Source organism: Bacillus cereus group sp. BfR-BA-01382 (assembly GCF_022663475.1).
In the GTDB taxonomy this organism is placed as follows: domain Bacteria; phylum Bacillota; class Bacilli; order Bacillales; family Bacillaceae_G; genus Bacillus_A; species Bacillus_A thuringiensis_S.
This window is the reverse complement of record NZ_JAKUFQ010000018.1, coordinates 1-14,529: the sequence shown is the minus strand read 5'-3', so window position 1 is coordinate 14,529 and position 14,529 is coordinate 1. Positions and strand designations below refer to the sequence as shown.

Here is a 14,529-nt window from a genome sequence, read left to right as displayed (position 1 = left end):
CCCTGCTATTTGCGAGCTCATAACCAGTGAGAGTTACACCTACCCATTGATTACAGTTTCACTTTACTATCATACTAAATTTTCAGCATATTCTCATTAAAAATAAAAAATCCCTTTCATTCTTTTTACAAATGAAAGGGATTTTATGTCATATCACTCATTTTGCTGTTCCTACTCCATTTAAAACATACTTTGTAATAACTGCATATACAACGACTGTACCTGCTACTAATGCATATACCATACTTACGCACCAACCTTTTTTGATAATGATTATCACTTTTGAATACAGTTTATCATTAAAGAGAATCATTATCAACACTTTTCATAAAGAAAGCCCCTTATAGGAAGGAGCTTTACTGCCTGTTTTGAAGAAGGTTAAAACTTGTTGTGCACTCTTATTATATCTCATAATACGCATCTTAACAGTTTTAAAAATTGGAAATTACCTATATACCCTCTTCTTTACATTTTGTATAATAAAAGGGAATTACTTAACAAGGAGGAAAATAATGACACAAAACATTTCACAAGGCGAGAGGATACATTCCATCGATATTATTAGAGGAATAGCTGTATTAGGTATTTTTCTTGTTAACTGGCCAATTATTGCCGGGGTTGACTCACGTGATATTACAGGAATTTACGAAGGGATAGACAGCTATATTCGCCTATTTTACGATATGTTTATTCAAACGAAATTTTATACAATTTTTTCGTTTTTATTCGGATTAGGTTTTTATATTTTTATGAATCGTGCTGAGGCGAAGACCGATCGTCCAAAAACTTTGTTTGTTCGCCGCTTACTTATCTTATTATTATTTGGGTTCTTACATTACGTTCTTTTATGGGACGGTGACATTTTACATACTTATGCAATTACCGGGTTTTTCTTATTTTTATTTTACAAAAGAAAGACACGTACTATTTTAATATGGTCAATTGTACTATTAAGTTTCATGCAATTGTTCACATTATTAGGTTCTCTTGTCATGTTATTAGTGCCGGTAGATGAACTAGGCCTTTCCATAGCCATTATGCCGTTAGAAAACTGGGGCTTACAAATTACAGACAGATTCTATTCTTTCTATTCTGAAGCAATAAGTAACAGTCTTATTATGCTTCCTGAAACACTAGGATTGTTTTTACTCGGATTATATGCCGGTAAAAAAGACATTTTCCGCCGTGCTAAGGAATTAGATCCAAAACTTAAAAAATGGCAAATCATTATGTTCATTTTAACATTACCGATGTGGTTTATTATGGTTTACTTCTTTATGAACAATCAACCATACACACCATTTTCACTTATGGGTATTACGATGATAAGCGGAAAGACATTGTTCATCTTCTACATTGTCACGTTAATGCGTTTATTACAAAAAGAAAAATGGCAAACAGTATTACGTCCATTCCAATACGTTGGACGAATGGCGTTAACGAATTACATCTCACATACAATTGTTACATTACTTGTATTTGGGCTACTATTCAAAAATGATTATCTTGCTCCATTATGGGTTGGACCACTATTCTGCGTCGGTTTCTACACGTTACAAATCTTTATTAGCCGCTGGTGGCTTTCACATTACCAATACGGGCCACTTGAGTACATTTGGCGTCTTGGTACTTACGGGAAAATGATGCCACTTAAAAAGAAAAGCAAGGTCTCATAACGAGACCTTGCTTTTTTACGCTTCTCTTACTGCACTTTGCATAGACACCGGCTCTTCTTTTACTTTCACTTTGCGCTGCGGCACCATATTAAATACGATATTTAACAATACTGCTGATGCACTTCCAAGTACAATTCCGTTATCTGTTAAAATACGAATGCTTTCTGGAAGTTGTGAGAATAATGTAGGAACGACTGTTACGCCAAGCCCAATTCCAACAGAACATGCAACGATTAATAAGTTTTCTTGTCTTCCAAAGTCAACGCTACTTAACATTTTAATACCATATGCCATAACCATACCAAACATTGCGAGCATAGCACCGCCAAGTACTGACTTCGGAATAATTGTTGTGATAGCTGCAATTTTCGGAATAAACCCAAGAGCGATTAACATACCACCGCAAGTATAAATAATAACGCGATTTCTTACTCCAGTTAATTGAACAAGTCCTACGTTTTGAGAGTATGTTGTATATGGGAACGCGTTAAAAATACCACCTAACACCATCGCTAATCCTTCTGCACGATACCCTTTTGTTAATTCTTTTTCACCGATTTTTTTATTGCAAATATCAGATAATGCAAAGTATACACCTGTTGCTTCTACAATCCCTACACAAGCAACGAGAATCATTGTAATAATTGGTGTTAATTCAAATGTTGGTGTACCGAAGTAAAATGGCTGAATACCATGGAACCAATCCGCCTCTCCAACTGCTTGCAAGCTTACTTTCCCCATAAATGCTGCAACGATAGTACCGAACAACAAACCTAATAGAATAGAAATTGAACGGATAAACCCATCAAAGAAACGATACATAATGATGATAAATAATAACACTCCAAATGCTAACGCTAAGTTTTCAAGACTTCCGAAATCTTTGCTTCCTACTCCACCAGCCATATCATTAATAGCGGCTGGAACAAGTGTAACTCCAATTACTGTAACGACAGACCCTGTTACAACTGGTGGAAACAGTTTTACAAGCTTTCCAAATAATTTCGCAAAAATAACAACGAATAACCCGGCAGCAATAATTGCCCCATAGATAGAAGACACACCGTATTGTTTTCCAATTGCAATCATCGGCCCAACCGCTGTAAATGTACAACCAAGTACAACTGGGAGTCCAATACCGAAAAAGCGATTTGATAATGCTTGTAAAATTGTCGCAACGCCGCACATTAATAAATCAATTGAGACTAAGTATGTTAACTCTTTTTGATTTAAACCAAGTCCGCCGCCTACAATAAGCGGTACGATAATTGCGCCAGCATACATAGCAAGCATATGCTGCATACCAAGCGATGCAATTTTAAATGGATGCTGCTTCATTGCTTATTTCACCTCCGCAGTTTCATGCTGTACAAATGCAACTGTGCCGTTATCAAGTGATGCAATTTCTGCTAGTGATTCAACACGAACGCCTTGTTCACGAAGCTTCTTTCCTCCATCTTGAAATGCTTTTTCAATAACAATTCCAATTCCTGCAATACTCGCTCCAGCTTGCTCTACTAAACTCATTAAACCTAAAGCAGCCTGACCGTTTGCTAAAAAGTCATCGATGATTAATACACGATCATTTTCATCGATATGATTGCGAGATAATGAAATTTCATTCGTTTCTTGTTTCGTAAATGAGTATACGTTTGCAACGTACATATTATCTTGTAACGTTAACGATTTACGTTTTCTTGCAAAGATTACTTTTACACCAAGCTCTAATGCAGCCATAACTGCTGGTGCGATGCCTGAAGATTCAATCGTTACGATTTTTGTAATGTTCTCTTCTTTAAAACGTTTAGCAAATTCTTTTCCAATCTCTTGCATAAGTACTGGGTCAATTTGATGATTTAAAAATGCATCTACCTTTAATACGTCACCAGATAAAACCTTTCCTTCGTTCAAAATCTTTTCTTGTAATACTTTCATGTTTGTTCCCCCTCTTATGCAATAAAAAACTCCAAAAGCCGCCACCACTCGTTACAAGTGAGAGACGCGCTTTTGGAGTTTCGCAAAAAAGAATGCTAAACAAGCAATATATTCGTCCTCACTCATAGTCAAAGTATTTACGGTACTTCGGTAGAAACTTGCAGGCCATATCCCCGCGATTATATGAGTGTAGCTAACTATTTATTTTATAGATGGATTATAACGCACTTTTTATACTTTGAAAAGTATTTATTAACAAAACACGTACAAATTTTATAAAAACATCATTTTCGTTCGAGTTTTGTAAACTCTTACATATTATTTCAAAGCGTCGTTAAAACAATTGGCCCATCTTTTGTAATTGCAATTGTATGCTCATATTGCGCTGATAATTTCCCGTCCATCGTTCTTGCAGCCCATCCATTTAAATCTACTTTCGAATATCGCATACCTACATTTACAATTGGCTCAATTGTAATTACCATTCCTTCTTGCAACTCAGGCCCTTGTCCTTGTTTCCCAAAATGAAAAATTGCTGGTTCTTCATGGATCTCTTTACCTATTCCATGTCCCGTAAAGTCTCTTGCGACAGAAAAACCTTCATTTGCTACGTAACTCTCAATTGCATACCCAATGTCTCCTACATGATTACCGATTACCGCCTGATCAATCCCTTTATACAATGCATTCTCAGCTACTACCATTAACCTTTCCGCTTCCTCAGAAACATTTCCAACTCTATACGTCCAAGCAGAATCTGAAAGACCACCATTTAAGTTTACTACCATGTCAATTGTTACAATATCTCCTTCATTTAAAGGAACATCGGCCGGAAACCCATGACACATTTCATCGTTTACAGATGCACATATCGCATATGGATACCCATTGTAACCTTTCTGTTCAGATGTGGCACCATGCTGTTTTAAATACATTTCAACAAACGTATCAATCTCTTGTGTCTTTATACCTGGCTTTATCATTTTCGCAATTTCTTTATGACATGAAGCAAGTAATTTTCCAGATTCATGCATCAAATCTATTTCATTTTTCGTTTTAATTGTAATCATACTACCTCTACCTTTCCTTGCTAAACCTACTATTTACTACTAAAATTCTATCATACACATCTTCTTCCACAATTTCCAATTACAAAAGCAAATATCCTTTATCTCTATTTTCCGAATATAAATTTTTAGTTAATTCGATTTTTAAGATATTATATCTAGTATTTTTTATTGATATTTACTTATAAACAAAGTATAGTGTTACCATACTATTAAAAGGAGGATTATTAAAGATGATGCACGCAGGAAGACTACGTCAGCAAACTTTGAACAATAAGTAACTTAATATGTTCAAAGGCTCTGTTTTCATAAAGCAGAGTAAACGGGATTAGTCTGCACATTTTTAATAATCTTCAACGGAAGAGTACACTTTCCACATGAAGAAAGGCAGATATACGTCTGTCTTTTTTTCGTATATTTTTTCATACAAAGAGAGGCGTTTATTCATTATATCCTCGTTTACTCTTAACCACAGACAGAAGCTCGTCTGTGGTTTTTTTATGATTACATTTCCTTATATCTCGCTACTTTAATCATATTGATGTAGTTAGAAACAATTAGTAACAGAAAACATTAAAATTAGAATAAACATTTGGAGGAAATGGGAATGAATACACTTAAAGTTAAACAATTAGCAAATAAGGAAGGACTAAATATATTAGAAGATTCAATAGTAATTAATGAATCTGGCGTTGACTTTCAAGTAGCACACGTTAAAGAACAAAACGGAGATAAATGGATACTAAGAATTCCTCGTAGACCAGAATCTATGAGACATGTCCAACGAGAAAAAAAAGCATTAGAACTTATGAAAAAACATGTAGAATTCCAAGTTCCTGATTGGTCTATATTCTCTGAGGAACTAATCGCTTATAAACAACTAAGTGACGTTCCTGCCGCTACTATCGATATAGAACGACAAGAATATATATGGAACTTTAATGAAAAGAATGCACCAACTGAATACAATATTTCATTAGGAAAAGTTCTAGCGAATTTACACTCATTACCTCAGCAAAAATTTAATAATATAGGTGTTGAAATTCTTACTGCTAATGAATTAAGAACTTCTATGAAACAAAGGATGAATCGAGTGAAGGAACAATACCACATCAATCAAAACTTATGGGATCGTTGGCAAGCATGGCTAGCTGAAGACTCTTTTTGGCCATCTCATGTAGGAGTAAAGCACGGGGATATACATCCAGGTCATATCCTGATTGATAAGAAAAATAATGTAACTGGCTTAATCGATTGGACAGAAGTAGGGATAGCTGATGTATCTATCGATTTCGCTTCCCATTATCTGCTCTTTGGGAAAGATGGACTAACAAAGTTAATTAATTCTTATGACAATTCTGGCGGTAAAACTTGGTCAAGAATGGATGAACATATTATCGAACTTCTAACAACAAATAGTATCACTGTTGCTGAATACGCTCAAGTATCAGGTTTGAAAGACATGCATGAAATAGCTGTACACATGCTATCAACTGAAAGTTAATGAAGTTGCAAAAAACAGAAGAACCCTCTTCTGTTTTTTGTTATTTTCCACATATATAATTCATTTTCAAAAACTCAAAACAACTACCGTTTGTTTTTTGTATAAACGTCCCAACTGCTTCAAACCCTGCCCTTTTATATACTTTAATAGCTCTCTCATTAAATTTCACTACTGATAGTGTTATATAATTGCACCCATATTTTTCTTCACTAAAAGCTAGTCCCGCATTCACGAACTGTAAACCAAATCCATTGCCAGTTATATCAGGTCTCATTCCAAGTCCTATATCAACCGTTCCATTATTCATTTTACAAACAGTAAAAAAACCAATGAGAGTGCCATTTTCCTTTATAGAAAATGTATGATTCCCTCTACTCTCATCATGTAAAAACTCATCTAAATCTTCTTCATCTGCCGCTATATCATAAAAAGAATATTTCCCTTCATAGTGCCAGTTATATGCAATCTCTTCTGCTTCTTCTTGCGTCATTACTGTATATGTATAAAGCATTCTTTTATCCCCCTTAAAAAAAGAGCTGCAATTAAGCAGCTCTTTTTTATAACTCATAAATTTCTTTATACTTCGCTTCTAAATAATCTGCTAAGTAGTTTGCATTTAATCCTTCGCCTGTCACATCTTCTAAAATTTCAAGTGGCTTTTTCGTTTTACCGTATTGGTGAATATTTTCTGTTAACCATTCACGAATTGGTGTTACGTTTCCTTCTTCTAATAATGCGTCAAAGTTCGGAATGTCTTTTAACATTCTTTGCTTAAACTGTGCTGCATACATGTAACCAAGCGCATAAGATGGGAAGTATCCAAATGAACCACCAGCCCAGTGAACATCTTGCAATACACCTTGTGCATTATTTTCCGGACGAATGCCTAAATATGCTTCCATCTTATCATTCCAAGCTGCTGGTAAGTCCTTCACTTGTAATGTACCATCAAATAATTCTTTCTCAAGCTCATAACGAACCATAACATGAAGCGGGTATGTAAGCTCATCTGCTTCTATACGAATGAATGACGGTTTCGATTCGTTAATTGCATCATAAAACTCATCAACTGACATATCATCAAATTGACCATTGCTATACTCTTTTAATAAATCATAATTCTTCTTCCAGAATGATTTATTACGGCCGATAAAGTTCTCAAAGAATAATGATTGTGATTCGTGAATACCCATAGATGTACCACTGCAAAGTGGTGTACCTTCAAATTGTTCTGCAATATTTTGTTCATATACTGCATGACCACATTCATGAATTGTTCCAAAAACAGCCATACGAAAATCTTTTTCATCATAGCGTGTCGTAATACGAACATCCCCTCTATTTAATGTAATTTCGAAAGGATGTACTGTTTCATCAAGACGACCTGCTTCAAAGTCATAATTCAATTGCTTCAATAATTCTAATGTAAAGTTCTTTTGTTTTTCTTTTGAAAATCGTTCCGATAAAGCACTTGTTTTTAATCCTTTTTTAGACTCAGAGATTTCTTTTACAAGCGGTACGATGCGCTCACGAAGTTGACCAAATACGTGATCTAAAACTTCCACTGTAATACCTGGCTCATACATATCTAATAATGTATTGTATTTATATGTTTCATAACCCCAATATGTAATAAATTTCTTTTTAAATTCCACAATTTTTTCTAAGTACGGGCGGAACATTTCGAAATCAGATTTTTCGCGAGCTTCTTCCCACACACTCTCCGCTTTCGCTTCTAATTTCACATAAGCCTCATATTCAACTTGTGGAATTTTTTTATTTCTATCATATTCTTTCCGGCACTCTTCAACCATTTTCTTCGTCGTTTCAGAAAGTTTATCTTCGCGTATTAAAGCTTCAAGCTCTGTTAAATAGTTTCCCATCTCATCTGAAGTCGACATAGCAAACACTTCTGACGAAAGCATACCAATTACTTCAGAACGCTGATCCACACCTTTTTTTGGTGCACCTGTTCTTAAATCCCAAAACATTAAACTTAATGCTTCTCCATAATTCTGTATCTTCTTCACGTATGTTAAAAATTGTTTTTCTACTTCATATGTAGCAACTGTCATCGTATAAAAGCCTCCTTTTTCTACCTCAAACTTAATTCGACACGGAAACATAAATTCCTTTTATAATAGAAAAAAGCTTGGCAAGCGCCAAGCTTTTTCCTTATAATTCTTTACCTTCTACTGGCAGTACATTTTTCACAGCTGCAACTACTTTCTCATCTTCTGAATCAGATAAGAAGATTGATATAGCACCTTTATCGTCGCTCGTACGAATTAAACGTCCGATCCCTTGACGAAGTCGTAAAATCATATACGGTACATCTACATCCCAGAATGGATCATTTACGTGCTTACGTTTCGCTTCAAACACAGGATCGTTTGGAGGGAATGGTAATGACCAAATGATAACATGTGATAATGATGAACCTGGAATATCTAAACCTTCCCATAAATGAACGGCACAAAGTACAGTCTCTTCTTCATTTTGGAAACGAGAAACGAGCTGACTAATTTCCTGATCTCCTTCATATAGGAACGGAACTGACATTTGTTCTTTACTTACATATTCTTTAAACGCTGCAAGTTCTTGTGTTGTACGGAATAATACAAGCGTACGTCCATTTGTTTTTTGTATATTTTCAAGTGTATATTGACACTTTCTTTCCCATTCATTTTCTTTCGTATGCGATAGTAAGTTTACCGCCATTTGCTCCTCATAATCAAACGGTGAGGCAACTGAGAATGATAAGTAATCTTTTACCCCTAGACTATTTGCTGTAAATGCGAATGAATCGTTGTTCGATAATGTCGCAGAAGAGAAAATATACGGGATTTTCTTCGAGAATACTTTCTCTTGTAACACCTCTTCAACTGCACGCGGCATAATAACTAACGTGAAGGCACCATCACCTTCTTCACCCCATGTAATTACATTTTTCTCGTGCATAAACAGACGAAGTGAATGTTCTAACACATCTAAATGCTCATCAACGATATTTAAGTCATACGTGTTTACTGTATGCATTTCACTTTCAAATACTAATGCATCACCGACTTCACCAATTTTTGCATAAAGTCGCTTCGCTTCAGCTGTTACTTTTTCTGTCACAGTAATTTCTAAACGATCAGAACCGGCAATTTCCTTTTTATTCTCTTGTAACACATCAAAGAATCGCTCTGTTTGCCAAATTGTTTCTTCTACTAAATGTGCAAACTCCTCGCGAATATCGTTTTGCAACAATCTCGTTAAAAGTTGCTCCATCATCGTTTGCTTTAAACGGTATGTTAAAGCTTTTTGAGCTGCATATTCTACAAGATGTCCTTCATCGAATACAACGCAGCTACTTTCTGGTAATAATGGAATTTGCCCTTCACGCTTACGAGCATCGTACGTCCAAATATGATCCATATAGAAATCTTGAGAACAAATAATTAAATCTGCTGCTTTACGATAATGTTCACGAGAAAGAGTTTGTCCACAGCGATGACGAGAATCACAAGTAAAGCAATCTTGGAAGTAATCCCAATTTACTTTTGACCATTCTTCGTCATTTAAAAGTGGAAATTCTTTTCTGTCACCATAGTGAGTAAAGTTTTGCATCGTACCATGATCGAATACAAACTGTGGTAACTCGTAATATACGTCTTCAATTACTTCTGGAGCTCGTCCACTCATAACATCTTCAAGTTTACGTAAGCATAAATAATTATCCATTGATTTTGCAAGCCTTACATCAACAGATAGCCCTAATGCTTCAGATAACTTAGCAATGTCCCCTTCTTCTTTCACAAGCTGCTCAATTAACGTTTCATCTGCACAAGCAATAATAGCTGGTTTCCCAGTATAACGCGCGTAACAAATTGCATATAGAAGATATACAATTGTTTTCCCTGTTCCTACACCCGCTTCTGCGAACATAACTTTCTTTTCTTGGAAAGCGCGTTCTAACTGAAACGCCATAAAAATTTGTTCATCACGCTCTTCAAAGCCTTTTTCCGGAAGGATGTCGTAAAACACATCTCCAATCCACTCATTCAACTTATCATAAAAATTATCTTGTTTTCCTACTTCAAATGGTAATCTCTTCTCAGTAAACATCCTTAGCCTCCAACCAAAAAGTTTTTCTATAAAAAGATAATAGCAACTGCTACGCATATGTATGCATTTGCTTTCCCCTGTTGCCATACATAGAAATTCACGAAAAAAAATTTTCCTTTCGAAAAAGGAAAATTTTCTTCTATATTAATGACTTTAAATACCGTTTATCAATCGCTGTTTCATGTGAAAGAGCTGACAAATATTCTTCTTGTGCTTTTTGTATTTCATCTACAATCGCACCTTGACTATCCACTTCTTTTCCGAGCTCATCATACGTACGGTGAATAGCTTTTTGAATCATTGATAATTGGAAACTATCCATATCACTTCCTCCTTTACGCATTACATAATAGCCAGTATATGCGCGCTGGAGGAGTTTTATACTATGAATTACGCGGTGGACGTTTTCCGAAGTATTGGTAGTAATCTGTACGGATAAATCCGTTAAACAGTTTACGCTTCTTCGACGCATCTTTTCCGTAACACTTCTCAAATGCTTCGTAGCTTGTTAATACATACGCTGACCATGTATCTAACGGACGGAATACTTGTCCCATTTCTTTATACAGTTGTTCAACGATTGCTTTTTCACTTAAACGTTCTCCGTATGGAGGATTCGTTACAACGTAGCCATAATCCTCTTTTGTTGTGAAATCTTTTACCTGCATTTGTTTAAATGTAATTAAATCACCTAAACCTACTTCTTCTGCGTTATCTTGAGCAACTCGAATCATACGATGATCAATATCTGATCCTATGATTTGTAATCGTTGATCATAGTTCGCTAAATCTTCAGCTTCTTGACGCGCTTCACGCCAGTTTTGTTTACCTACCCAGCCCCACTCATCTGATGCGAAACCACGGTTAAATCCTGGCGCAATGTTTTGCCCAATTAATGCCGCTTCAATCGGAATTGTACCTGATCCACAGAATGGATCAACAAATGGACGATCTGGCTTCCAGTTTGTTAATTTAATTAAAGACGCAGCTAATGTTTCTTTTAACGGAGCTTCCCCTTGATCCATACGGTATCCACGTTTATGAAGTCCAACACCACTCGCATCAATTGTTAATGTTGCAATATCCTTGAGCATTGCAATCTCAATACGGAATAACGGACCATCTTCTTCAAACCAAGTTGTACGTTTATATGTTGTTTTTAATTTTTCAACGACAGCCTTTTTAACAATACGTTGGCAATCCGAAACACTGAATAATTCAGATTTTAAAGATTTACCGATAACAGGGAACTCGCCATTCTCTGGAATATAATCTCCCCAGTTTAATGCTTTCGTTTTTTCAAATAGCTCATCAAATGTTGTTGCTTTAAATTCGCCAACTTTAATTTTTACACGATCCGCAGTACGTAACCATAAATTCGTGCGACAAATCGCCTTTTCATCTGCTTCAAATGTTACTTTGCTGTTTTCTACTTGACATTCATAACCAAGATCGCGAACTTCTCGGGCAACTAACGCTTCAATACCCATTGCCGCTGTTGCAATTAAAGTAACTTTTCCCATTTGCATTCACCTCTTATGTATATTCAAACAATAATTAATAGCAATTGTTCCTATTAATCATTACATTTTACGAAAAATTTTCTCATTAACCATTTTAACTCATACTTTATAACTTCATACAAATAAAAAGCCCTCCTCTAACAAAGGAGAGCTGAGTTATTTCATAGTTGGTTCATAACGTTCTGTAAGCCATGTTCTGTTCCTTTGTACTACAAACGGCCCACGCCTCGTACTCCGGTGGCAATCATCTATCTACAGGTTATAAAACCTGTCCTTTCCCGTCGTTCATTTCCTTGGAAAAGATTCCCCTACCATTATTTGGGTTTCTCGCTCGTGGGGTTTACCTCGTTCCACTCCTATCATTTCTTCAAGGACTTCGTCACTGTGGCACTTTAAAGGTAGTCAAACCATATCCGAAAGGACTTAGGTTTTTTCCCTGCCGTTAAACCAGCCTTACAGCCAGAATACCCTAGCTTATGAATTGGCTAGGCACGAACACTACAGCCATCTCAGGCCGTGCGAGCATGGACTTTCCTCTACAACGTTGGCGTTGCAGCGATTACCCAAACGTTATGACATCCATTAGTATAGTGGAAACAAAAAGATTTTGCAACGTTTTTTTCTATGTAAAATGCTTAAACCTTTTCCCACCTTACATCATTCGTATAACTTACTTCCAAATACAGCTTTTTCTAAGTTAGATAAGCGTTTTAAAATATCCGTATTCGTGTTGTTATAAACCGGTTGTGCAACTGGTGTTTGTACAGGTTGTTGTGGAACTTGCGTTACTGCTAGTTTTTGTTCCTCTAATTCACGCTTTAAACGAGCATTTTGTTGCTTTAATTGCTCAAACTCTTTGTGGAAAGCTTCATAGTCTTTAATGATCATATCAAGAAACTTATCTACTTCTTCTTGCTGATAACCTCTCATACCTGTTTTAAATTCTTTTTCTAAAATATCTTTCGCTGTTAATTTAATTTTATCCGAAATCATTTTCTTCACCTCAAATTTTTACCAAAACTTTCATTAACTAAATTTTTTCAGAAACAATGCTTTTTGTCAATCATATATACGAGTACTATATTACATATTATTCTGCATTATTCCACTGTTCCTCTTCTATTATATCTTGTAACTCAGAAAAAAGAATGAAATAACTGTGATAATTTTCTATTTCCCCTTTTTTCTTTGCTGTTTCTACAATATATTTGGGACTTCCTGGTTTTTCTTCATCGTATACCGCTAAAAGTGCATCACTTTTTTCAATAAAAAATTGATTTTTTAATTTAAATTGCTCTGGGCTTTCATACTTCCGTTTCGTGATACTATCAACATGGTCTGCTTGAGAAAGAATAAATTCGTAATATTCACGATTATCTTCTTTCCAATTTTCTTCTTGTTCTAAAAACGGAGTGAATACCGCTAATTTTAAATCTGGATATTCTACTTGAATTTCAAAAACAACTTCAGCAGCCCATAATTCTACACCTAACTGGCCGCTTATTATAACCCATTCTAAACCATCTTCTACAAAAGTGGTTAATTTACGGTGTAATGCCTTTTTTATACACCCCACCCCTGGATGATCATTTTTAAATATTCCAAGTTCAAATGGCTTATATCCTGTTACTGCAATAACTTTCATATCAACACTCCAATTACAAAAAAAGAACTAGCATTTCGCTAGTTCTAACATATCATTTACTTTTTAAATATTCCACCAACGTTTGGTCCGATATTTGGACCTACTGGTGATACATTGTTTGGTAAAAACGGTGATACATTTGGTCCTGGTCCAAACGGTGATACATTCGGTCCTGGCCCAAATGGAGATATTTGATGACCGTGGTGATGATGACCATGGCCACACGGTCCACATCCACCGCCGAATCCTGGGTCGATTGGGTCCACAACATTTACATTTGAATTTGTTTGTGGGAAGAAGTTTTGGTTTTTAATTTGTTGATGATGTACATGTGTTGTATGTGTTGGGAAAATGTGTGGCACCACCGTTGTTGAAAAAGAGTGTGTTACGCATTGTTTCGTCGGATGAACGACAGGAGCAGTTGTACAAATAGGTCCTACAGGCTTATGCCCTCCAAAACAAGGATGACAATGATGCATAGTTTTTTCTCTCCTCTCTCGTTAAAAAAATCTGATTACACTTTACAGTATGAGAAAAGAGAGAAAGCCGTTTGTTATATATACCCATTTATTACAAGGAAATTTGTCTAGTCCTTTATTTCATATACCATACTTTCATAGACAACTCTTCAACATTACTTACCAAAAAAGCCTCCAACTTGCTTTACAATACCTGTCACCTGATTCATCGCATTCATCATTTGTCCAGCTGTATTCATCATTTTATTTACATCATAGTTACCATCGGATGTTTTAAATTGAGAAACAAAACTAGAAAACTGACTTGGCTGTTGTTGCTTTTGTTTACTCTGCGTCGGGTACGGCTGTTTTGGTGGATAAAACATCGCTTGTTGATTAGCATAGGGCGATGGTGGTGGCATATAATATTGCGAATTCATATAAGGCTGCTGCTGTTGTTGATTCATGTATGGTTGCTGAGCTTGTGATTGTTGAGCTTGATTCACATAAGGTTGCTGCTGTTGTGATTGTTGAGCCTGATTCACATAAGGTTGCTGCTGTTGTGGTTGTTGAGCCTGATTCACATAAGGTTGCTGCTGTTGTGGTTG

At 35.8% G+C, this 14,529-nt stretch carries 15 protein-coding genes, 1 other RNA gene and 1 riboswitch; of the genes, 2 read left to right on the top strand and 14 right to left on the bottom strand.

Annotation, left to right across the window (positions count from 1 at the left end):
- Positions 1–157: 157 nt before the first annotated feature.
- Positions 158–313, bottom strand: a complete 156-nt coding sequence (locus MR160_RS10375) for a hypothetical protein (protein ID WP_000600126.1) — start codon at positions 311–313, stop codon at positions 158–160.
- A gap of 199 nt (positions 314–512) precedes the next feature.
- On the opposite strand from MR160_RS10375, the gene MR160_RS10370 reads away from it, so the two are divergent.
- Positions 513–1,676 carry a DUF418 domain-containing protein gene (locus tag MR160_RS10370; protein ID WP_000193087.1) on the top strand — a complete coding sequence of 388 codons (1,164 nt, stop codon included), beginning with the start codon at positions 513–515 and terminating at the stop codon, positions 1,674–1,676.
- A 15-nt stretch (positions 1,677–1,691) separates the two neighbouring features.
- Here MR160_RS10370 and pbuX read toward each other — a convergent pair whose 3' ends face one another.
- The 3 genes from pbuX to MR160_RS10355 form a co-directional block, all read right to left on the bottom strand.
- The gene (gene pbuX, locus MR160_RS10365; RefSeq protein ID WP_000809215.1) at positions 1,692–3,014 is read right to left on the bottom strand and encodes a xanthine permease PbuX; all 1,323 of its coding nucleotides are present in this window, start codon (positions 3,012–3,014) and stop codon (positions 1,692–1,694) included.
- Between the two features lie 3 nt (positions 3,015–3,017).
- Positions 3,018–3,611, bottom strand: a complete 594-nt coding sequence (locus MR160_RS10360) for a xanthine phosphoribosyltransferase (protein WP_000866481.1) — start codon at positions 3,609–3,611, stop codon at positions 3,018–3,020.
- A gap of 105 nt (positions 3,612–3,716) precedes the next feature.
- Positions 3,717–3,818: riboswitch (purine riboswitch) on the bottom strand.
- 116 nt (positions 3,819–3,934) lie between these two features.
- Positions 3,935–4,681 carry a type I methionyl aminopeptidase gene (locus MR160_RS10355; RefSeq protein ID WP_000628412.1) on the bottom strand — a complete coding sequence of 249 codons (747 nt, stop codon included), beginning with the start codon at positions 4,679–4,681 and terminating at the stop codon, positions 3,935–3,937.
- Positions 4,682–5,285: 604 nt separating this feature from the next.
- Here MR160_RS10355 and mphL point away from each other — a divergent pair.
- A complete protein-coding gene (gene mphL / locus MR160_RS10350) occupies positions 5,286–6,182 on the top strand; it encodes a macrolide 2'-phosphotransferase MphL (RefSeq protein ID WP_242297321.1) in 897 nt (298 codons plus the stop codon).
- Between the two features lie 40 nt (positions 6,183–6,222).
- Here the strand turns inward: mphL and MR160_RS10345 are convergent, their stop codons facing one another.
- The 10 genes from MR160_RS10345 to MR160_RS10300 all read right to left on the bottom strand — a co-directional run.
- A complete protein-coding gene (locus MR160_RS10345) occupies positions 6,223–6,693 on the bottom strand; it encodes a GNAT family N-acetyltransferase (RefSeq protein WP_242297319.1) in 471 nt (156 codons plus the stop codon).
- Positions 6,694–6,739: 46 nt separating this feature from the next.
- Positions 6,740–8,257 (bottom strand): carboxypeptidase, encoded by a 1,518-nt coding sequence (ypwA, locus tag MR160_RS10340; RefSeq protein ID WP_000215085.1) that lies wholly within the window; start codon positions 8,255–8,257, stop codon positions 6,740–6,742.
- A gap of 100 nt (positions 8,258–8,357) precedes the next feature.
- Complete coding sequence (locus MR160_RS10335; RefSeq protein ID WP_000493696.1) at positions 8,358–10,295, bottom strand: ATP-dependent DNA helicase; 1,938 nt, start codon at positions 10,293–10,295, stop codon at positions 8,358–8,360.
- A 139-nt stretch (positions 10,296–10,434) separates the two neighbouring features.
- Positions 10,435–10,617: a DUF3921 domain-containing protein gene (locus MR160_RS10330; RefSeq protein ID WP_000376895.1), complete on the bottom strand. Its 183-nt coding sequence runs from the start codon at positions 10,615–10,617 to the stop codon at positions 10,435–10,437.
- Positions 10,618–10,678: 61 nt separating this feature from the next.
- Positions 10,679–11,818: a THUMP domain-containing class I SAM-dependent RNA methyltransferase gene (locus MR160_RS10325; RefSeq protein ID WP_097826060.1), complete on the bottom strand. Its 1,140-nt coding sequence runs from the start codon at positions 11,816–11,818 to the stop codon at positions 10,679–10,681.
- Positions 11,819–11,998: 180 nt separating this feature from the next.
- Positions 11,999–12,389, bottom strand: an RNA gene (gene rnpB / locus MR160_RS10320) — RNase P RNA component class B.
- 86 nt (positions 12,390–12,475) lie between these two features.
- Complete coding sequence (gpsB, locus tag MR160_RS10315; protein ID WP_000622431.1) at positions 12,476–12,811, bottom strand: cell division regulator GpsB; 336 nt, start codon at positions 12,809–12,811, stop codon at positions 12,476–12,478.
- A gap of 97 nt (positions 12,812–12,908) precedes the next feature.
- Positions 12,909–13,463, bottom strand: a complete 555-nt coding sequence (locus MR160_RS10310; protein WP_000862927.1) for an SLOG family protein — start codon at positions 13,461–13,463, stop codon at positions 12,909–12,911.
- Positions 13,464–13,519: 56 nt separating this feature from the next.
- Complete coding sequence (locus MR160_RS10305) at positions 13,520–13,942, bottom strand: CotD family spore coat protein (RefSeq protein WP_000546292.1); 423 nt, start codon at positions 13,940–13,942, stop codon at positions 13,520–13,522.
- A 155-nt stretch (positions 13,943–14,097) separates the two neighbouring features.
- Positions 14,098–14,529: YppG family protein (locus MR160_RS10300; protein WP_242297317.1), on the bottom strand; the 432-nt coding region annotated here is incomplete at its 5' end.

Coding starts and splice junctions, on each gene's coding strand:
- MR160_RS10375 (WP_000600126.1), bottom strand. CDS start 313: ATGATTCTCTTTAATGATAAACTGTATTCAAAAGTGATAATCATTATC.
- MR160_RS10370 (WP_000193087.1), top strand. CDS start 513: ATGACACAAAACATTTCACAAGGCGAGAGGATACATTCCATCGATATT.
- pbuX (WP_000809215.1), bottom strand. CDS start 3,014: ATGAAGCAGCATCCATTTAAAATTGCATCGCTTGGTATGCAGCATATG.
- MR160_RS10360 (WP_000866481.1), bottom strand. CDS start 3,611: ATGAAAGTATTACAAGAAAAGATTTTGAACGAAGGAAAGGTTTTATCT.
- MR160_RS10355 (WP_000628412.1), bottom strand. CDS start 4,681: ATGATTACAATTAAAACGAAAAATGAAATAGATTTGATGCATGAATCT.
- mphL (WP_242297321.1), top strand. CDS start 5,286: ATGAATACACTTAAAGTTAAACAATTAGCAAATAAGGAAGGACTAAAT.
- MR160_RS10345 (WP_242297319.1), bottom strand. CDS start 6,693: ATGCTTTATACATATACAGTAATGACGCAAGAAGAAGCAGAAGAGATT.
- ypwA (WP_000215085.1), bottom strand. CDS start 8,257: ATGACAGTTGCTACATATGAAGTAGAAAAACAATTTTTAACATACGTG.
- MR160_RS10335 (WP_000493696.1), bottom strand. CDS start 10,295: ATGTTTACTGAGAAGAGATTACCATTTGAAGTAGGAAAACAAGATAAT.
- MR160_RS10330 (WP_000376895.1), bottom strand. CDS start 10,617: ATGGATAGTTTCCAATTATCAATGATTCAAAAAGCTATTCACCGTACG.
- MR160_RS10325 (WP_097826060.1), bottom strand. CDS start 11,818: ATGGGAAAAGTTACTTTAATTGCAACAGCGGCAATGGGTATTGAAGCG.
- gpsB (WP_000622431.1), bottom strand. CDS start 12,811: ATGATTTCGGATAAAATTAAATTAACAGCGAAAGATATTTTAGAAAAA.
- MR160_RS10310 (WP_000862927.1), bottom strand. CDS start 13,463: ATGAAAGTTATTGCAGTAACAGGATATAAGCCATTTGAACTTGGAATA.
- MR160_RS10305 (WP_000546292.1), bottom strand. CDS start 13,942: ATGCATCATTGTCATCCTTGTTTTGGAGGGCATAAGCCTGTAGGACCT.